Annotated in this window: 17 protein-coding genes; 10 read left to right on the top strand and 7 right to left on the bottom strand. The window is 69.1% G+C overall.

Annotated features, from left to right (window positions below):
• Positions 1-97 precede the first annotated feature (97 nt).
• The 4 genes from AC5Y43_RS11850 to AC5Y43_RS11835 form a co-directional block, all read right to left on the bottom strand.
• Entirely contained in the window at positions 98-1,330 is a 1,233-nt protein-coding gene (locus AC5Y43_RS11850; protein WP_499972527.1) for a hypothetical protein, read from the bottom strand.
• Between the two features lie 24 nt (positions 1,331-1,354).
• Positions 1,355-2,038, bottom strand: a complete 684-nt coding sequence (locus AC5Y43_RS11845) for an esterase (protein ID WP_499972526.1) — start codon at positions 2,036-2,038, stop codon at positions 1,355-1,357.
• A gap of 121 nt (positions 2,039-2,159) precedes the next feature.
• Entirely contained in the window at positions 2,160-3,077 is a 918-nt protein-coding gene (locus AC5Y43_RS11840; RefSeq protein WP_499972524.1) for a DMT family transporter, read from the bottom strand.
• Between the two features lie 76 nt (positions 3,078-3,153).
• Complete coding sequence (locus AC5Y43_RS11835; RefSeq protein ID WP_499972522.1) at positions 3,154-4,023, bottom strand: oxidoreductase; 870 nt, start codon at positions 4,021-4,023, stop codon at positions 3,154-3,156.
• 189 nt (positions 4,024-4,212) lie between these two features.
• On the opposite strand from AC5Y43_RS11835, the gene AC5Y43_RS11830 reads away from it, so the two are divergent.
• The gene (locus AC5Y43_RS11830; RefSeq protein WP_499972520.1) at positions 4,213-5,202 is read left to right on the top strand and encodes a diacylglycerol/lipid kinase family protein; all 990 of its coding nucleotides are present in this window, start codon (positions 4,213-4,215) and stop codon (positions 5,200-5,202) included.
• Positions 5,203-5,212: 10 nt separating this feature from the next.
• Here the strand turns inward: AC5Y43_RS11830 and AC5Y43_RS11825 are convergent, their stop codons facing one another.
• Positions 5,213-5,521, bottom strand: a complete 309-nt coding sequence (locus tag AC5Y43_RS11825; RefSeq protein ID WP_499972518.1) for a hypothetical protein — start codon at positions 5,519-5,521, stop codon at positions 5,213-5,215.
• Between the two features lie 568 nt (positions 5,522-6,089).
• Here AC5Y43_RS11825 and AC5Y43_RS11820 point away from each other — a divergent pair.
• Genes AC5Y43_RS11820 through AC5Y43_RS11805 form a run of 4 tightly spaced genes read left to right on the top strand, consistent with a single transcriptional unit; the run spans position 6,090 to position 12,262 of the window.
• Positions 6,090-9,329: a thioester reductase domain-containing protein gene (locus AC5Y43_RS11820; RefSeq protein ID WP_499972858.1), complete on the top strand. Its 3,240-nt coding sequence runs from the start codon at positions 6,090-6,092 to the stop codon at positions 9,327-9,329.
• 13 nt (positions 9,330-9,342) lie between these two features.
• Positions 9,343-10,251 carry a metal-dependent hydrolase gene (locus AC5Y43_RS11815; protein WP_499972856.1) on the top strand — a complete coding sequence of 303 codons (909 nt, stop codon included), beginning with the start codon at positions 9,343-9,345 and terminating at the stop codon, positions 10,249-10,251.
• 20 nt (positions 10,252-10,271) lie between these two features.
• A complete protein-coding gene (locus AC5Y43_RS11810) occupies positions 10,272-11,177 on the top strand; it encodes an alpha/beta fold hydrolase (protein ID WP_499972517.1) in 906 nt (301 codons plus the stop codon).
• A gap of 2 nt (positions 11,178-11,179) precedes the next feature.
• Positions 11,180-12,262 carry a PDR/VanB family oxidoreductase gene (locus AC5Y43_RS11805; protein ID WP_499972515.1) on the top strand — a complete coding sequence of 361 codons (1,083 nt, stop codon included), beginning with the start codon at positions 11,180-11,182 and terminating at the stop codon, positions 12,260-12,262.
• Between the two features lie 2 nt (positions 12,263-12,264).
• On the opposite strand, the gene AC5Y43_RS11800 is transcribed toward AC5Y43_RS11805, so the two are convergent.
• The gene (locus tag AC5Y43_RS11800) at positions 12,265-13,269 is read right to left on the bottom strand and encodes a YihY/virulence factor BrkB family protein (RefSeq protein ID WP_499972514.1); all 1,005 of its coding nucleotides are present in this window, start codon (positions 13,267-13,269) and stop codon (positions 12,265-12,267) included.
• A 151-nt stretch (positions 13,270-13,420) separates the two neighbouring features.
• On the opposite strand from AC5Y43_RS11800, the gene AC5Y43_RS11795 reads away from it, so the two are divergent.
• The 4 genes from AC5Y43_RS11795 (at position 13,421) to AC5Y43_RS11780 (ending at position 16,488) form a co-directional block, all read left to right on the top strand.
• A complete protein-coding gene (locus AC5Y43_RS11795; protein WP_499972512.1) occupies positions 13,421-13,699 on the top strand; it encodes a hypothetical protein in 279 nt (92 codons plus the stop codon).
• Positions 13,700-13,785: 86 nt separating this feature from the next.
• Complete coding sequence (locus AC5Y43_RS11790) at positions 13,786-14,718, top strand: SAM-dependent methyltransferase (protein ID WP_499972509.1); 933 nt, start codon at positions 13,786-13,788, stop codon at positions 14,716-14,718.
• On the top strand, positions 14,715-15,350 hold the full coding sequence (locus tag AC5Y43_RS11785) for a class I SAM-dependent methyltransferase (protein WP_499972505.1): 636 nt from the start codon (positions 14,715-14,717) through the stop codon (positions 15,348-15,350). Before AC5Y43_RS11790 ends, AC5Y43_RS11785 begins: the two co-directional genes overlap by 4 nt.
• A gap of 217 nt (positions 15,351-15,567) precedes the next feature.
• A complete protein-coding gene (locus AC5Y43_RS11780) occupies positions 15,568-16,488 on the top strand; it encodes a TIGR03619 family F420-dependent LLM class oxidoreductase (RefSeq protein ID WP_499972504.1) in 921 nt (306 codons plus the stop codon).
• 63 nt (positions 16,489-16,551) lie between these two features.
• Here AC5Y43_RS11780 and AC5Y43_RS11775 read toward each other — a convergent pair whose 3' ends face one another.
• Positions 16,552-17,115 carry a chitin-binding protein gene (locus AC5Y43_RS11775; protein ID WP_499972503.1) on the bottom strand — a complete coding sequence of 188 codons (564 nt, stop codon included), beginning with the start codon at positions 17,113-17,115 and terminating at the stop codon, positions 16,552-16,554.
• A gap of 140 nt (positions 17,116-17,255) precedes the next feature.
• On the opposite strand from AC5Y43_RS11775, the gene AC5Y43_RS11770 reads away from it, so the two are divergent.
• A complete protein-coding gene (locus tag AC5Y43_RS11770) occupies positions 17,256-17,969 on the top strand; it encodes a VIT1/CCC1 transporter family protein (protein ID WP_499972501.1) in 714 nt (237 codons plus the stop codon).
• The last annotated feature ends 15 nt before the right edge of the window (positions 17,970-17,984 follow it).

The following is a 17,984-nucleotide window of genomic DNA, read 5'->3' as shown; positions in this document are numbered from 1 at the left end:
TCGGCCTGGGGTTTCCGGCTGCGGATTCGTTCTAGCGCGCGACCTCGGCCGCAGTCACTGCAAAGCCGCTTCTATCTCGGAGAGACGGGCAACGCAATCACCTGCGCCACGGATAAACGATCGCTTCGGTCACGCTGCCGCCATTGACCCCGGGCCCCAACAGGGTGGTGAAGGCGTTGGCGGCCGGGTCGTAGGCCAGCAGCGAGGTGCCCGGACCGCAGCCCGCCGTGGCCACCAGCACCAGCTTGTCACCGCTCACGCCGTCGACGACCACGCTGTTGGAGACGCCGGGAATCTTGACCCGCGTGGTGTGCCCGTCGGGGGTCAGGCGGGACAGGAACACCGTGCCGCACGCGCCGAGTGACTGCAGGAACGTGCCGCTCGGCAACTCCCACGCGTCGGTGTCGCCGTAGTCGCCGCTGAATCCGGGGTCGTCGCCCTGCGCCGAGTTGATTGCGGTGAGCGCGCTCGGCGCCGCGCCGTCGACGGGCACCCGCCAGAGCTGACCGGTCGAGGACCGCTCGGCCACCCCGCAGCGGGCGAGGACCACCGTCGGCGTCCACCACCGGACCGGCGAGCACGCGGTGAGCTTGCCCGGCACCGGCAGCGCCGGACCGGGCGTCCCGTCGGTGCCCATCAAGGCGAGCCCCCGCGACGAGCCGAGAACCAGTTGCGCACCGTCTTGCGTCGCGAGCGCCCCGCCCTGGTAGTCCGGTCCCACCGGATACGTCAGCTCGCTGTTGCCAGCGAGGTCGACGCGTTCGAGCGACGGCCGGTCGCGATAGTGGCCCTTGCCGATCAGCACCGCCGTCCCGTCGGCGCGCGCGTAGCCCATCGCGCCGCCGTCGACGACGGGGAACGAGGTCAGTTTGCCGTCGCGGAGGTCGACCGAGGTAACCGCGTAGTTCGATACCGACCCGGGTGCGGGCGCTTGCAACAGAGCATGGCTGCGATCAACCGACCAGTCGACCACTCGGGCGGTGGTGCCGGGCCGGAGGGTGGTGATCGGGTAGCGGCCGCCAGCGGGAGCGACGAGGTAGAGCGTGGAAGTGGCCTTGTCCCAGGAGGTTTCGTCGGGCCCGGGCTTCTCGCCGGGGCGGTGCGCGACGGCCTGGCTCCACATGGCGAGCATCCAGCCGGGGCCGACCCGCGCCCACGGGATGGACCCGATCGGCGCCTCGACACCGAGCGCGGCGGCCTGCGCGACCGTCGGCGGGCTGACCGGCGGGCGGTGAGCTACGGTGGATCCGGTCGACGATGCGCAACCGGCGGCGAGCATCGCCGCGGCCGCGACGAGACCCATCCGGAACCGAATGTGTTTGTGGTTCATGGCTATTCCTTTTCCACAGATGTGCTAGGCGAGCAGCGGTGCCAGGTCGGCACGGGGCACCGAGACCTGGCGGGGCCCGTTGTTGTCTTGCGCCACTTGGTTTTGTCCAAAGAAGAAGGTGACCGCGGCGTCCGTGATCGCGAAGTTTTGGTAGGTCTGCCCGGTGAGTTCGGCCGACGGCGCGTCCAGCGCGCGCCGCACGATCGGGTTGAGCACCTCGAGCGGGCTTGTCCCGGGCCTGAACAGTGTGCCGAAGGTGATGGGGGCATTTTCGGCGAGGTCGAAGTTGAACGCCCGGACCGTCGTGCTCGGGTGGCCCTCGTTGGCCAGGCCGGTGTCGTTGTCGATGGTGAGCACCAGGCTTTGGGTGCCGGAGCCCGGCGTGCCCGACCGGTAGGTCTCGGCGGTGACGGCGTAGTGATACTGACGACCGCGCGCGGCGCCCGGCCCGAATCTGGCGACCCAGCCGGTGAATTCATCGCGGTCGCGTGTCACGAAACCGGCGACCGCCGGCAGGTCGGGATAGTCGAGCGGAAAGGTGATGTCGACGTCGTAGGCTTTCGTGGAACTGCGGATGTGGCAAGTCCGGTCGGGGCCGACGGTCCCGCCGATGTCGGCGCACACGGACTGTCCTTGCGCCGCAGCCGATGTGAGGGTGGCCAGGGCGATCGCCGCCCCGGCCAAGCGAATCAGAGGGCAGCTGGTCATCGCCGGTCGCGTTCCTTCCCTGGTGTCGGCGCTGGTGGCCGGTCACGTAGCAGGATGCGACGAACGATTTGTGTGATTCTTGCGGGATTCTTGCGACGGCCGACTGGCCGCTGTCAGCCGCTCAGGCCTGCGGCGCCGGCTGCAACGGGTCGGCGACTTTCATGTCACGCCCCGCGCCGGCGGCCATAGTCGCGGCCTCGCCGCGGGCCAGGCCCACCGTCGCGACGAACACCATCACCGTTGCGATCGCCAGGACGAACCAGTGGCTGCCGCCTGCCACCACGGCCTCACCGAGAACCACGATCCCCAGCACCCCGCCCACCAGGGGCTTGGCGGCGATGATCGTCGGCAGCGACGCGGTCAGCGCGCCGGCGCGATACGCCGACTGGTGATAGATCATCCCGGCCACGCCGCAGAACACGAACCCATACAGCTCCGGTGAGTGCCACAGCCGGTCGGGGCTGTGCTCGATGATGTCGACGACGCCCTTCATCAGGACGGCGAAGGTTGCCAGCAGCGAACCGGCGACCGCCGCCAGCAGCACCGCCGCCACCGGACGGTTCCGCCAGATTCGGGCGGCCACCAGACACAGCACCAACGCCGGGCCCATCACGGCGGCGACGACGACCCACGTGCGCAGCGGCGCGCGTTGCTGTCCGCCGGTCGGGTCGCCGACCGCGATCACAACCGCCAGCGCCAGGGCCAGCAGGATCGCCCACAGCCATTCGCGCCGGGTTACCGGATGGCGCGTCACCCGCGCGTAGATCGGCAACGCGAACAGCAGCGCCGTCACTTGCAGCGACATGACCAGCAACACCGAGCCCTTGTCGAGCGCCGCCGCGAGCAGAAGGTAGCTCGAGATGTCGCCCAGGCCGCCGACCCACCAGCGTTTGTCGCGCAACAGCATGCCGAACAACGTCAGGTGGCCGACCTGCTTGTCGGTGACCTCCTGCGCGGACCGCTGACGAATCACGTTGCCGATCGCGGATGCCAGCGCCGCCAGCAAGGCGAGAAGCGCCGCCATATCCGCTCTTGACACGGCACGACCTCCTCACCCGCTGTTAGCTGATTTCACCAATCTAGCCGCGATCCGGGCGGACGGGCCGACCGCCGTTTCAGAGCGGGAATTTGGTATCGGTCAGTTGCTCGGACAACTCCCACAACGCGGCGGCGGTGCCCGCGCGCTTGGCCGGCCAGGTGCGCCAGGTCGGTTGGGTGCGGCCGTACAGGCCGAATCGGGGGCCGACGAACGTGTTGCCCGGCAGGTCCTGGGACGCCGCGTACAACGTCTGCCTGGCGCCGAAGTCGGCGTCGGTGGACACCAGACGGTCGACGGCCAGCACCAGCGCGTCACCGAGTTTGCGGCCGGAGCTGCCCTGCAAATTCGTGTGCGACCAGCCCGGGTGGGCGGCCAGCGCGCGCAACGGAGAGCCGACACTATCCAGGCGACGCTGCAGCTCGCTGGTGAGCAGCAGGTTGGCCAGCTTCGACTGGCCGTAGGCGAGCCACGCCGAGTACGGGCGGGACTCCCAGTTGAGGTCCTTGAGGCTGATGTAGCCGATGTGGTGCATCAGGGAGGACACCGTCACGACCCGGTCGGTGAGCTTGGGCAGCAGCAGGTTGGTCAGCGCGAAGTGCCCGAGGTGGTTGGTGCCGATCTGGCCCTCGAACCCGTCGACGGTGACCGCGTGTTTGGTGGCCATGATGCCGGCGTTGTTGACCAGGACGTCGGCCCGATCGACGTCGTCGGCGAAACGTCGCACCGAGGACAGGTCCTGCAGGTCGAGCGGGCGAACCTCGACGTGTCCGGTCATGCGCCCTGCCGCGGCGCGCCCCTTGTCGGTGTCGCGGACGGCCAGGACGACGTGGGCGCCGACCCGGGCCAGCTCACGCGCGGTCACCTCACCGAGTCCGGCGTTGGCGCCGGTGACGATCACGGAGCGGCCGGCGAACGACGGCAGGTCTGCGGCGGTCCAACCAGGCATGCCAGCAACCTTAGCCGCACCCAGGAAGCGCGCATCGGGCGCTGAGCCGGCACCCAGACACCGCAGGTATCGTGCGGGAATGGTCCCCCTCTTGTTGGGCGCGAGTGTGAATTTCACGACGCGACTCGCCGCGGACGCGTCGGCACGTTCACGCTCGGGGCGGGGCGTTGTCAGGTCGGGGACAAGCGGATGTATCTAGGGGTCATCGTCAACCCGCTCGCGCGCCAGAACCGGGACGCTCCCGGTGATCGCATCGCCGACCTGCGCGCCATCGTGGGCGCGTGCGGCGAGGTGGTCGAGACGGCCTCGGTCGAGGACCTGCGCGCAGCCCTGGACAAGCTGTGTACGCGGGCCACTCACCTCGTGTGCGACGGCGGCGACGGGTCGCTGAACTGGTTGATCAACGAAACCGAGCATTGCGTCGGCGACCCCGGCCGGTGGCCGACGTTCGTGCCCACCAACGGGGGCAGCGTCAACGCCGTGGCGCGCAAGGCACGTGTGCGCGGGCGCCCGGAAGCGATCCTGCGCGCGCTGACGGCGGCCGCCGAGTCGGACCGCCCGCCCCCAGAGGTGGCTCTGGACACCCTGACGCTGGACGGTGAAACCGCCGACGGCGCGGCCTTCCACCGAATCTGCTTCGGGCTGGCCGCCGGAGGAGTGGGCAACCGGTTTTACGAGCGCTACTACGACAACCACACCCACGGCCGCGCGGACGTCGTCCGGGTGATCGCCCGCTCGTTGCGCGACTACCTGACCAACAAAGTCGTCCACTCCGACAAGCCTAACTACGCGTCCAGTCTGTTCGCGCCGACGCAGGCCCGCGTGGTCATCGATGGCGAGGAGGTGCCGACGCGCACCCACCGGCTGCTGCACGCGGGCGCGATCGACCTCCACATCGGCGGGCCGTTCCGGCTGTTCCCCAAGGCGTCCGAGCCGGGCGCGCTGCATTTCCAGGCGGGGGAGATGAGGCCGTCGAAGATCGTCGTGCGCTTTCCGATGGCGCTGACCAACGGCACCCTGCGCGGCGACCGGCTGCGCGACGTCAACGGCAAAGAGATGATCATCGAGGCCGAGGGCGAGATGCTCGCGCCGATCATCGACGGCGAACGTTTCCTGGGCATCGCCCGGCTCGTTGCCCGCGCCGGGCCGCCCATCCGCATCGCCCAGGTGAACGGGTAGTAGGTCCGCGCTAGCGGCGGGCCTGGAGGCCGCGAATGATCTGGGCCGACAGCTTGGGGTCGTTCAGCAACTGGTCGACGAGGGTGGCGAGCACGTCTTGCCCGGTGACGCGGGCGACACCCAGGCGGTCGGCGGCCTCGCGCTGCCAGATGTCGAGCGCCCGGTGCTGGGCGTGGGTGAGGTCGACCGTTCGTCGCGTTCGCTGCAGGCGCGTTCGTCCGACGGCGAAGGGTTCGGTCAGCGCCGAGGCAACCGCGGGTGTGACCCCCGACGGGTAGTCGCGACGGCCGATGTCGGCGGTGCGGTCCGTAGGGCTCATCGGGCGTCGCCTTTCTCTCGGGCGTTCCTCATGCGTGGGACGAAAATCAGTAAGTCAGTTTTCAGTATATGCGGAGATTCTGAGCGCTGGCCGGCGCCGGCGGGGCTCGGGTTGCCGGCTGCCCCTGGCCCCTGCGGCGTCGGTCGTCGCCGTCGTCAATTCCGCAATTCGACGGCTTTCTGCAATGCAGGGGGCCCGTACTCGTCCGGGCGGTGGACGCCATTCATGCTTGCACCGAATCGCCAAAACAAAACCGCCTAATTGACGCGTGCATATTCGGACGGTCATTGTTTACGGAAAGGTGCATGTACGTAGATCAGTATCGGCGTAGCCGGGCAATGAGCTGGGTTAACGCTGCGGATAACCGTACTGAGCTACTGATCCCAGTATGTACAAATATACGTCGTAATTCGATGCGGCTGTGCGGTGGATCACGCCCAGCCTGTGAAATCAATGTGCACTTACAAAATGGCTTTGTCGAGGTGATGTGTGGCGTTACCGTGGTAATAGAAATTGCTTATTTGTTTTCAGATCGTCCGATGACCTGGAAGGGGGAGTGGCTCCCACCATGGAGACGCTGATCGATTACTTACAGATGTGGGCAGCGCGGAAGCCGCACGAGACCCTCTTCCGGTTCGTCGATGCCGACGGCCGAGAACTCGAGAGCTACACCTACGAGACCTTCGCCGAGCGCACGCGTGAGCTGGCGGCCTACCTGTCCGCAGAGGCCGGGCTCAAGGCCGGCGATCGCGCGCTGCTGGTCTACCCGCCGGGCCTGGAGATGGTCGCGGCGTTCTACGCCTGCGCGCGCATCGGTGTGATCGCCGTGCCGGTCAGCCCGCCGCTGCCGATGGCGTTCGAGGCGGGGCTGGCCAAGCTCGGCTTCATCGCGCGGGACTCCCAGGCTAAGGCGGTGCTGGCGACGAAGGAACTCGAGCACGGCTTCCGTGAGCTGCTCGGCCACCGTCAGGGCGCGCTGCCGTGGGCCGATGCCGAGCGGCTCCCCGATCTGCCCTGGGTCGCCACCGACAGCACGCGCGACTTCGGCGGACCCCGGGTGCCGGATGCCCCCGGCCGGGTGCTGTTCCTGCAATACACCTCCGGGTCCACCAGCGACCCCAAGGGCGTGGTGGTCAGCCACGCCAACGTCATCGCCAACGCATCGGCCTTTCCCGACAGCGAAGTGGCCGTCAGCTGGCTGCCGCAGCACCACGACATGGGCCTGATCTCCGCCTACCTGTTCGTCGTGGTGATCGGCGGGTCGACGCACGGGATGTCGCCGGAGGACTTCCTCAAGCGGCCGTCGTCGTGGCTGCGACTCATCAGCGAGGTGCGCGGCACCCGCACGCCCGCGCCGAACTTCGCGCTCGAGTACTGCCTTCGCGAAGACAAGCTGCCGGCCGCCGAGCTCGACGGCATCGACCTGAGCAGCCTCGAGTCCATGGTCATCGGGGCCGAACCGTTGCGCGCCAAGACGTTCGCCCGTTTCCGGGAGCGCTTCGCCCCCTACGGTCTGCGACCCGACGCGGTCACCGGCGCGTATGGCCTCGCCGAGAACACCCTGGGCGTCACCCTGCGCGGGCGCCAGACCCTCGCCGTGAACAAGCGCGCCCTGCAGCAGAACTTCGTGCGGGTCGAAAAGGCCCTGCGCGAGAACAACAACCAGACCCCGCTGGTGAGCAGCGGCAAGCCCGTCGCCGAAAGCGTCGTGCGCATCGTCGATCCTCAGACCCGCGAGGCCCTGAACGAGGGCCGCGTCGGCGAGATCTGGGTGGACGGGCCGTCCAAGGCGGGTGGCTACTGGCACCGCCCGGACGTCACCGCGGAAATGTTCGGTGCCCGCATCGCCGGCGAGGACGAACACACCTACCTGCGCACGGGCGACCTCGGCTTCCTCTACGAGGGCGAGCTGTTCGTCTGCGGCCGGACCAAGGACCTGATCATCGTCCGCGGCGTCAACTGCTACCCGTCGGACATCGAGGCCGTCGTCGAACGCTCGGCCGGGCAGATCCGCAACGGCTGCGTCGCCGCGTTCGCGGTCGAGCGTGACGACCAGGAAACACTGGTCGTAGTCGCCGAGGTGCGCGACGCAAACGCGTTGCCAGATGGAAAAGCCCTGGCGCGCGCCATCCGGCGGCACTGCCACATCGACCCGCACACCATCGTGTTCGCGCCGCCGCGCAGCATCCCCAAGACCACGTCGGGGAAGATCCGGCGTGCCCAGACCCGCCAGCTTTGGCTGGACGGCAAGCTGCCCGTGCTGGCGACCTATGCCCACCACACCCACGACGGGCCGGACGCCAGCGCGGGCCCCCTCGGCCGCTTCCGCCACCTCATCGAGAGCTACGACCTCACCGGTGAGGAGGATTGCTCCTTCGCCGACCTCGGCATCGACTCGCTGGCCCTGGCCGAGCTCCGTGCGGACCTGCAGGCCCTGCTCGAAGAGCACGGCGCCGGCGAGCTGGCCGACGAGGTCAACACCCGGCTGCTGCAGCGGCTCACGGTCGCCGAGTTCTTCGGGCTGATGCGCCGGTTCGGCGAGGGCTCGGGCCAACCGCTCGACGCGTTGCGCAGCGCGCTGGATCAGATCTCCGCCGAGTACGAGGCGTACGAGATCACGCAGATGCGTGCCGATGCGCGGCTGCCCCTGCCGGAGCTGCCGGCGGCGGGCTCCGGCGACGTGCACGACGTCCTGGTCACCGGCGTGACCGGATTCCTGGGGCCGTTCCTGGTGAGCAGCCTGCTCGGCAACACGTCCTACACCCTGCACGCGCTGATCCGCGCGACGGACGCCGAGCACGGCCTGGACCGCATCGTCGCCTCGCTGCGCAAGGCGAAGCTGTGGTCCCCCGCGCTGGAGGCCAAGGTCCGCTCCCGGGTGCGGGTGATCTGCGGCGACCTCGCCGAACCCGACCTCGGCATCGGTGCCGCGGAGTTCCAGCGGCTGGCCGAGAGCATGGACGCCATCGTGCACAACGGCGCCCTGGTCAACTACGTCCGCACCTACGACGCCCTGCGGCCCGCCAATGTGCTTGGCACGCAACAGCTTTTGCGGCTGGCGATGACGTCGCACCGCAAGGCCTTCCACCTGGTTTCGAGCACGTTCATCTACGGGTGGAGCGTCAAGCCGGTGGTCGGGGAGTCCGACGTGAACGCGGAGATGAACGCGCTGGACTTCGGCTACTCGCAGACCAAGTGGGTCGCCGAGCAGCTGACGCTGGCCGCGCAGCGACAGGGGCTCGACGTGCGCATCTACCGGCCGTCGCTGATCTCACCGACCAACGCGGGCTTCGGCAGCCAGGACGACATCCTGGTGCGCACCATGGCGTTCATGATCGAGCACGGGATCGCCGCGGACGCGCTCAACCAGCTCAGCCTGCTGCCGGCGGACCTGATCGCCGACCACATCGTCGCGCTGATGGATCTGGCACCCGAGGCTGGGACCATCTTCAACATGACCGCGGATGACTACTACAACCTGACGGACCTCACCCGGATCCTGTCCGAACGGTACGGATACCGCTTCGACTACTACGACATCCCCGCGTTCGCCGCGGAGATGAACCGGCGGTGCACGCCACGCGATCCGATCTACCCGCTGGTGGACTTCCTCACCCGCTCGGCGGACAAGATCGCGGCCATGCGCGACAAGCGGTACGGCAACAGCCAGTACCAACACGCGCGCGGCCTGGTCAAGGTTCGCAAGCACGAGGCCCCGCTGACCGAGACCGTCGACAATCTGGTCCGGTTCTTGCGCAGCGAGCGGCTGATCACGGAGGCTGAGGCCGAGGCGCAACGGAGTGCTTAGCATGGAGTCCACGATGTTCACGGTCGACGACAAGGCAACGGGTCCGCATGACGCGTCGCTGGATCACGAGCGGATCGTCCTGCAGGCGCGCGACGTCGAGTTCGATTGGGCGGCGCTGCCGTTCTACTACGTGCCCGACGAGCCCTTCGCCACCCACTTCTGCAACATCCTGCACCTGCTGCTGCCGGCGGGTGAGGAGTGGATCGTCGACACGTTCAAGAAGTCGTTGCCGCTGATCAAGGACGATCAGCTGCGCCTGGACGTGCAGGGCTTCATCAGCCAGGAGGCCATGCACTCCCAGGCGCACTCCGGGGTGCTCGGGCACTTCGCGGCCAAGGGCATCGACGTGACACCGTTCACCGACCAGATCCGCTGGCTGTTCGACAGACTGGTCGGCGAGCGGCCCCGCTGGGGCGGGCGACGACGCACGAGCTGGTTGCTCGAGCGGGTGTCGATGGTGGCCGCTTTGGAGCACTACACCGCGATCCTGGGCGAATGGATCCTCGACACCCCGCAGCACGACGCCATGGGCACGGATCCGGTGATGCTCGACCTGCTGCGCTGGCACGGCGCCGAAGAGGTCGAGCACAAAGCGGTGGCGTTCGACACCATGAAGCATCTGCGCGCCGGGTATTGGCGCCAGGTGCGCACCCAGCTGCTGGTGACGCCGGCGCTGCTGTGGTTGTTCGTCCGCGGCGTGCGGTTCATGTACTCCGTGGACCCGAACCTTCCGCCCGGCACCAAGGTGCGCTGGCGCGACTACTTCCGCGCGGCCCGGCGGGGTCTGGTGCCCGGACCCTTCGAGTTCCTCGGCGTCATCGGCGCCTACTACAAACCCAGCTTCCATCCGTCGCAGCTGGGCGGGGTCGGACGCGCGGTCGACTACCTGGCCCGCTCGCCCGCCGCCCGCGCCTCGTACTGAGATCAGGGGACGATGACCCTATGAGCACTGTGACCGCGTCGGACGGCGTCACGCTCGCCGTCCACCCCTACAGCGAGATCGACGGGCGACGCCCGACCATCCTTGCCATCCACGGCTACCCCGACAACCACCATGTGTGGGACGCGGTCGCCGAGAAACTGGCCGGCCGGGTCAATTTCGTCGCCTACGACGTGCGCGGCGCCGGCGAATCGTCAGCGCCGGCAAGCCGATCCGGGTATCGGCTACCCCAGCTGGCCGCCGACGTCGGCGCCGTGATCGACAGCCTGGGAGTGGACTCGGTGCATCTGCTGGGCCACGACTGGGGCTCGATCCAGGGCTGGGCGGCCGTCACCGACGAGTCGGTCGCGTCCAAGATCGCCTCCTACACCTCGATCTCGGGGCCGCACCTGAACTACGCGGGCAGGTTCCTGCGATCAGCGCGCAGCCCGCGCGCCGTGGCCGACGTGGTGCGGCAGTTCCTGGCCTCCGGGTACATCTGGTTCTTCCTGTGCCCGGCGGTGCCCGAGCTGGCGATCCGCTCGGGGGCGACGATGAAAGTCTTTGCGGCCGTGGAACGCATCGGACGCTCCGGCGCCGAGAGTCCGCGCCGCGCCGCGCCGCTGCGCTCGGTCCGCGACTACCTCAACGGGCTGAATCTCTACCGCGCCAACATGCCCGGCGCGATCCTTTCGCCCGGGTCGTGGCTGCCGCAGACGAGCGTCCCCGTGCAGGTTCTCATCGCGCGCCAGGACCACTTCGTGACGCCGGCCCTGCAGCGCTTCACCGGCTCGATTCCGCCCGGCGGCAGGATCCTGCCGATCGAGGGCGGGCACTGGGTGGTGGCCTCGCATCCCGGCGTCATCGCCGATCTCACCGGCGAGTGGATCGAGTCGGTCAGCGACCGTCGCAGCGTTCGCGGAGCATGAGGATGAGTGTGTCACAGGGCATTTGGGACAGCAGGCCCGCCGATCTGTACGGCCGGCGCAAGCGCGACCGCCTGTACACGGCGTTGTGGGGCGTGGGCACGCTGTTCGGCGGCCTGGCGTCGGCGTCGCGGTGGACGCCATCGCGGGTGGTTCCGGTGCAGCGCACCACCACCGCCGTGGTGACCAAACGTGAACTGCTCACGCCCGACGTGGTCGCGTTGACGGTGGCCGATCCCGACGGCGGATTGCTGCCGTCCTGGACGCCGGGCGCGCACATCGACGTCCGGCTGCCGTCGGGTCGCCGCCGGCAGTACTCGCTGTGCGGTCCGCCCGGGCGGCGCACCGACTACCGCATCGCCGTGCGCCGGATCGCCGACGGTGGCGGCGGGTCGATGGAGATGCACGACACCTTCGACGTCGGCGACAGTTTCGTGTTCGAAGGCCCCCGCAACGCCTTTTATCTGGTGACCGACGAGCAGGACGTGTTGTTCGTCATCGGCGGCATCGGGGTGACGCCCATCCTGCCGATGATCCAGGTCGCCCAGCAGCACGGAATCAATTGGCGCGCAGTCTATGCGGGCAGGGGCCGCGACTACATGCCGCTGCTGGACGAGGTGCGGGCGATCGACGCCGATCGGGTGACCGTGTGGGCCGACGACGAGCGGGGACGATTCCCGACCACCGAGGAGCTGCTGGCCGGTGCGGGCCCCAAGACGTCGGTCTACGTGTGCGCGCCCACGGCGGTGCTGGAGGCGGTCCGCGCGGCGCGGGACGAATACGTCGGCGCGCCACTGCATTACGAGCGCTTCAGCCCGCCGCCGGTCGTCAACGGCGTCCCGTTCGAGCTGGAACTCGCGCGGTCGCAGCGGGTGCTCAGCGTTCCATCCAACCGCTCGGCGCTGGCCGTGATGCTCGACGGCGACCCGGCGACCCCGTATTCGTGCCAGCAGGGCTTCTGCGGAACCTGCAAGGTCAAGGTGCTCGCCGGAGACGTCGACCGGCGGGGGCGCACCGTCGAGGGCGACGACGAGATGCTGGTGTGCGTCTCGCGGGTCAAGAGCGGTCGCGTGGTGATCGACGCCTGAGGTCAGGTGGCGGGTCCGCCGCCGATGGTCGGCGTGGGCGGCGGGGTCTTGTGGGTGAGGTCGCGGAACCGCACGCTGACCCGCTGAAAAGCCTTGACCCGCTCGGCTTTTGCCTTCTTGGTGTAGGTCCGGCGGTCGGCCGGGGTGAGGTCCACGTCGTCGGTGAACGGGGTGAGCAACGCGCGCGGGTAAAGGCGCTCGACCAGCACCACGTTGATCTCGGCGCACAGCACCAGCGTCGTCGACACGAGGAACAGGAAGGCCAGCATCCCCAGCACCAGCGCGAATACGCTGTTGGTGGCGCTGGCCGTCTTGACCGTGTGCTGGACGTAGCCGGCGCCGAACCGCTGCAAGATCTGCCAAACCACCGCCGCCGCAAGGGCTCCGGGCCACACCTGGCGGTAGGTGAGTTGTCGCGCGGTCGTCACGCGAAATATCACCAGGCAGATCAACCCGTTGATCGTGATGGCCGCGAGGGCGAGGCCGAGCTGGCCGAGGACGCCCAGCCCCACGGTGGCCTGACCGACCGCGGACAAGACGGTGGCGGTGATGGCGGCCGAGCCGAGCACCACCAGCAGCAGCGAGCTGCGCAGCCGCGACCGGATGGGGTTGGGGCGCTTGTTCCTCGGCACGGCCCACACCGAGTCCATCGCGTTCTGCACCGCCTGGCCGACGCCCAGGCCGCCGTAGAGCGCACCCACGACGCCGACGACCACGGCGACGGTCCCGCCGCTGAGCCCCTCGGGCTGATGCAGCTGGCTTCCGATGACGGGGAATTGGCTCAGCGTGCTGTGCACGATCTGCTCCTGCAGGTCGGGCCGGCCCGCCAAAACCACCCCGAGGCCCGTGGTCAACAGCAGCAGCAGGGGGAACAGCGACACGAAGCCGTAGTAGGTGATCAACGCGGCCAGGTAGCCGCCCTGATCGTCGAGGTATTTGTAGATGACGGCGACCGCCACACCGACCGCGCGGTTGCGTCGCTGCAGCCTGTCCAGCCAGCCGACCATTGCCGGGTCATACCCCGATCCCGCGGCTGTCAACCGCGCTGGTCTGGCCGTCGTGCGCCCCTGAAAATCGGGAAACGCCGGTCGGCCGGACGCGCGCGGCGATTAAATCGGTTCAGCGGGCATCGAACCATACGGCAGGAGGAGGACCGGCGTGACCGAGACACCTGTGAAGCAGTTCCTGACGCGCTGCGCGATCGGCGCGTTCGCCGTCGCGCTGCCGGTCTTGCCGGTGACCGCGATCGCCGCGCCGGCGGTCAGCAGGGCTGACCCTGCGTGCGCGCCCGGGTGGGTATGGAGCGTGGACCTCAACCAGTGCGTGTTGTGGCTGCCGACCGCGAACGGCCCCGGGGGGCCGGGTGGTCCCGGGGGACCGGGCGGACCCGGCGGACCGGGCGGCCCCGGCGGGCCGGGCGGACCGGGCCCGCGCTAGCAGTAACCGCCAGAGCGGCGGGCCAGCCTCCGGTAGTTGTTATACTGGCTAAATAAAAGCTTGATACGACACCGGAGAGCAGGCGCATGCCACGCACTGACAACGACACCTGGGACCTGGCCACCAGCGTGGGCGTGACGGCCACGATGGTCGCAGCCGCCCGAGCCATCGCCACCAACGCCGACAAACCGCTGATCGAGGACCGCTTCGCCGAGCCGTTGATTCGCGCCGTCGGCGTGGAGTTCTTCACGCGATGGGTCGACGGCGACCTGAGCACCTCCGACTTCGACCACGACGAATCCGGCTGGAAGCTCGGGCACATGCCCGAGACGATGGCCGCCCGCACCCGCTTCTTCGACGCTTTCTTCAAGGACGCGACCGACGCCGGGATCCGCCAAGCCGTGATCCTGGCGTCGGGGCTTGACGCGCGCGCCTACCGGTTGGACTGGCCGGCGGACCTGACCCTGTTCGAAATCGACCAGCCCGAGGTCATCGAGTTCAAGGCCGCGACCCTGAAGACGCTGGGTGCCGCGCCGGGCGTCGACTTGCGCACCGTGTCAATCGATTTGCGCCACGACTGGCCGAAGGCGTTGCGGGAAGCGGGATTCGACGCCACGCGGCCGACGGCATGGATCGCCGAGGGGCTGTTTGGTTACCTGCCGCCGGACGCGCAGGACAGCCTGCTGGACAACGTCACCGTTCTCAGCGCCGACGGCAGCCGGCTGGCCTGCGAGGCCGTCCCGGACCTGCCGCACGTGGACCGCGAACGCGCGCGGGAGCTGATGCGCCAAGCCGCCGTCAAATGGCGCGAGCATGGCCTGGACCTCGAGTTCGCCGACCTCGGCTTCGAGGGCGAGCGCAACGACGTGGACGCCTATCTGCAAAAGCTGGGATGGCGCACCGAGGCCACCCCGATGCGCGAGCTGCTGGCCGAATTCGGCCTGTCGGCGATCCCGCAGACCAATGACTCGGTATCGGCTGCCGACACCGTCTACTACACGGCCATACTTAGCCGATGACGGCAGCGCAGCGCCGCGGGCTCAACGACGCGGTCACCCGGATGTGGACTTTCCTCGCCCCGGCCTACGACCTCCCGTTTTTGCAGCAGTGGGTGTACCGCCCACCGCACGACGAGGTGATCGCGCAGCTGCGCGCCCACAACTCCCGCAAGATCGCCGACATCGCCTGCGGCACCGGCATTCTCAGCGACCGGATCCAGCGCGAACTGCAGCCCGACGCGATCTACGGCGTCGACATGTCCGACGGCATGCTCGCCCAGGCCCGCGCCAGGTCCGACCGGGTGCAGTGGATGCGTGGGCCGGCCGAGCAGCTGCCGTTCGACGACGGGGCGCTCGACGCCGTCGTGACGACGTCGGCGTTTCACTTCTTCGACCAGCCGGCGGCCCTGCGGGAATTCCATCGCGTGCTGGCGCCCGGTGGGCTGGTGGCCGTGTCGGCGCTGAGCACCCGGCAACCGCTGTTGCAGTCACCTGCGACCAACCGGTGGAAGCCGCAACACAACGCGTCGCCGGGCGAGATGCGCAGTTTGTTCGAGGGTGCCGGGTTCACCGTCAGCGACCAGCACCGCATCAAGCGGCCGGTGTGGGCGCGCATCGTGTCCGATCTGATCACCGTAGGCACCAGAAGCTAGCCCCGTCGTCGGGCCGGGCCGGGCCGGGCCGCGCCGGGCCGCGCCCAGCCGCGCCCAGCCGCGCCGAGCGTGACGTGAGGGCGCAAAAACGGCCAAAAACGGCCGAAAGCCCGCCATGAGAACACGCTCGGCGAGAGGGGAAGTGCGAAGGGCCCGCTCGCATAGCAGTTCTGCTATATCGATGCCCGCTGGCCGGCCGACCGGTCAGAATGCGAGGGTGAAATTCGCCTTTCCCCTCCCGCACATGCTGCGTCTCAAGGCGCTCACCCAGCCGTGGGAGGCCGGGGTCACGGGCGCGGATCAGACCCGGATGGTCAAGCGCGCCGAGGCGATGGGCTACGACATGATCGCCATCCCCGAGCATTTCGTCATCCCCGCCGACCACGTCGAGCTATCCGGCCCGCACTATTTGCAGTCGACCGTCGCCCAGGCCTACATCGCGGGCGCCACCGAGAAGATCCGCCTGAATTCCTGTGTCACCGTGCTGCCGCTGCAGCATCCCATCGTGCTGGCCAAGGCGCTGGCGACCGCCGACTGGATGAGCAGCGGGCGCATGATGGTCACCTTCGGGGTCGGTTGGCTGCAACCCGAATTCGAAACGCTGGGGGTGCCGTTTGGCGAACGCGGCCGCATCGCCGACGAGTACCTTGCGGCGATCGTCGAACTGTGGACCAGCGAGTCGCCGCGCTTCGAGGGCAGATACGTGTCGTTTCGGGACATGGCATTCGAGCCCAAACCCGTCCAGAAACCCCATCTTCCGGTGTGGATCGGGGGCGACGCCGACGCCGCCCTCCAGCGCGCCGCGCGATTCGCCTCTGGCTGGTGGCCCTTTTTGACCCCGCCGGACAAGCTCGGCGAGCGGGTCGAGTTCCTCAAGAGCCAACCCGGCTACGACGGGCGCCCGTTCGAAGTCATGCACGGGCTGGGCACCACCCGGGTGGGGGAGGGGCATCGCGTCGTGCAGGACCCGCGCGCCCGCGCCGGCGCGAGCGCGCAGGAGATCGTCGACCGCCTCAATGCGCTCGCCGAGCAGGGCGTGACGTACAGCGCGGTGCCCGTCCCCGCCGTCCGCGGCGTCGACGAGTACCTCGACTACGCCCAGTGGGTGATCGAGGAAATCAAGCCCAAAGTGGCCTGACGCCAACCGAACCCGACGATGCCCGCCCCGGTGCTGAGGCGGGCATCGCGTGGGCCGAACCGCTTACAGCGGGATCCAGACCCCGAAGAACCAGAAGCCCCACTGGTTGAACCCGGGGTTCCACATAGGGGTTTCGTTGTAGCCGAAGTAGTTGATCGGGCCGTACCCCCAATGCCCGCCGGGCGGCGGAAGGGGCCTGTCCCACGCCGGGCGCGGCGGCTCGCCGTATCCCCACGGCCCGGGCCCGTCACCCCACGGCGCACCGTGGAAGTAGCCGCGCTGCGGATCGCCGTGCCAGGGGCCGCCGGGTCCGCCAGGCCCGCCCGGGCCGCCTGGTCCGCCCGGGTGGCCGGGTGGCGGACCGCCGGGGCCACCCGGTCCGCCCTGGGGACCACCAGGTCCGCCGGGTCCGCCCGGTTGGCCGGGACCGCCGGGGCCGCCGGGTCCGCCCGGATCGTTGGGCCCGGTCGGGGCATGGGAACCCCCGGGCGCCGGACCGCCGTGGTTGCCGCCGGGACCCGGCGGTGGCCCCGGCGCGGCGAACGCCGAACCGGCACCCATCCCCAGCGCCGCGGCGCCCAGGGCACCGGCGATGGCTCCCCCCGCGATCAGTTGCTTCAGTTTCATGGTCGTTCACCTATCTATTACGCGAGTCAGCTTGACCCCCCGACGAACCCGAAGCTATTTAGCGAAGCTATGGATCGGCTGTGTCGGACCCATGCAGAGCTTTTGGGACGCGCGGCCTTGCCTCGCTATATCGTGGGCGCGTGTCGACCGCGTCACATCCCGCCGAGCCCCATGAGGGTTCGGTGCTGTCGAAGCTGAACTGGCTGCGCGCCGGGGTGCTGGGCGCCAACGACGGGATCGTGTCGGTGGCCGGCATCGTCGTCGGGGTCGCGGCCGCGACGGTGCAACGCGGCCCGATCCTGACCGCCGGCATCGCCGGGCTGACCGCCGGGGCGGTGTCGATGGCGTTGGGCGAATACGTCTCCGTCAGCACCCAGCGCGACACCGAGCGGGCGCTGTTGGCCAAGGAGCGCCGGGAGTTGCGCGACGACCCGGCCGCCGAACTCGACGAACTCGCCGAACTCTACGAAGGCAAGGGCCTGTCGCCGGCAACCGCGCGCACGGTCGCCGAAGAGCTCACCGACCGCAATCCCTTCCTTGCCCACGCCGAGGTCGAGCTGGGCATCGATCCCGAGGAGCTGACCAACCCCTGGCAGGCCGCGTTGTCCTCGGCGCTCTCGTTCACCGTGGGCGCCCTGCTGCCGCTGATCGTGATTTTGGTGCCGCCGACGACGTGGCGAATCCCGGCCACCGTCGTCGCCGTGCTGCTGGCCCTGGTGCTCACCGGCGCGGTGTCGGCGGGAGTGGGCGGCGCACCGCCGGGCCGGGCGGTGGCCCGAAACGTCGTCGGCGGCGGGCTGGCGCTGGCGGTCACCTACGCGATCGGCCACCTGGTCGGCGCCACGATCGCCTGAGCACGCCGCATCCTG

The organism is Mycobacterium sp. NGS57, assembly GCF_059812405.1.
This window is presented reverse-complemented; position numbering and strand designations above follow the sequence as displayed.

Bases quoted from the DNA above. Each gene is read 5' to 3' on its own strand.
- AC5Y43_RS11850 (WP_499972527.1), bottom strand. From the start codon at position 1,330: ATGAACCACAAACACATTCGGTTCCGGATGGGTCTCGTCGCGGCCGCG.
- AC5Y43_RS11845 (WP_499972526.1), bottom strand. From the start codon at position 2,038: ATGACCAGCTGCCCTCTGATTCGCTTGGCCGGGGCGGCGATCGCCCTG.
- AC5Y43_RS11835 (WP_499972522.1), bottom strand. From the start codon at position 4,023: ATGCCTGGTTGGACCGCCGCAGACCTGCCGTCGTTCGCCGGCCGCTCC.
- AC5Y43_RS11830 (WP_499972520.1), top strand. From the start codon at position 4,213: ATGTATCTAGGGGTCATCGTCAACCCGCTCGCGCGCCAGAACCGGGAC.
- AC5Y43_RS11825 (WP_499972518.1), bottom strand. From the start codon at position 5,521: ATGAGCCCTACGGACCGCACCGCCGACATCGGCCGTCGCGACTACCCG.
- AC5Y43_RS11820 (WP_499972858.1), top strand. From the start codon at position 6,090: ATGGAGACGCTGATCGATTACTTACAGATGTGGGCAGCGCGGAAGCCG.
- AC5Y43_RS11815 (WP_499972856.1), top strand. From the start codon at position 9,343: ATGTTCACGGTCGACGACAAGGCAACGGGTCCGCATGACGCGTCGCTG.
- AC5Y43_RS11810 (WP_499972517.1), top strand. From the start codon at position 10,272: ATGAGCACTGTGACCGCGTCGGACGGCGTCACGCTCGCCGTCCACCCC.
- AC5Y43_RS11805 (WP_499972515.1), top strand. From the start codon at position 11,180: ATGAGTGTGTCACAGGGCATTTGGGACAGCAGGCCCGCCGATCTGTAC.
- AC5Y43_RS11800 (WP_499972514.1), bottom strand. From the start codon at position 13,269: ATGGTCGGCTGGCTGGACAGGCTGCAGCGACGCAACCGCGCGGTCGGT.
- AC5Y43_RS11790 (WP_499972509.1), top strand. From the start codon at position 13,786: ATGCCACGCACTGACAACGACACCTGGGACCTGGCCACCAGCGTGGGC.
- AC5Y43_RS11785 (WP_499972505.1), top strand. From the start codon at position 14,715: ATGACGGCAGCGCAGCGCCGCGGGCTCAACGACGCGGTCACCCGGATG.
- AC5Y43_RS11775 (WP_499972503.1), bottom strand. From the start codon at position 17,115: ATGAAACTGAAGCAACTGATCGCGGGGGGAGCCATCGCCGGTGCCCTG.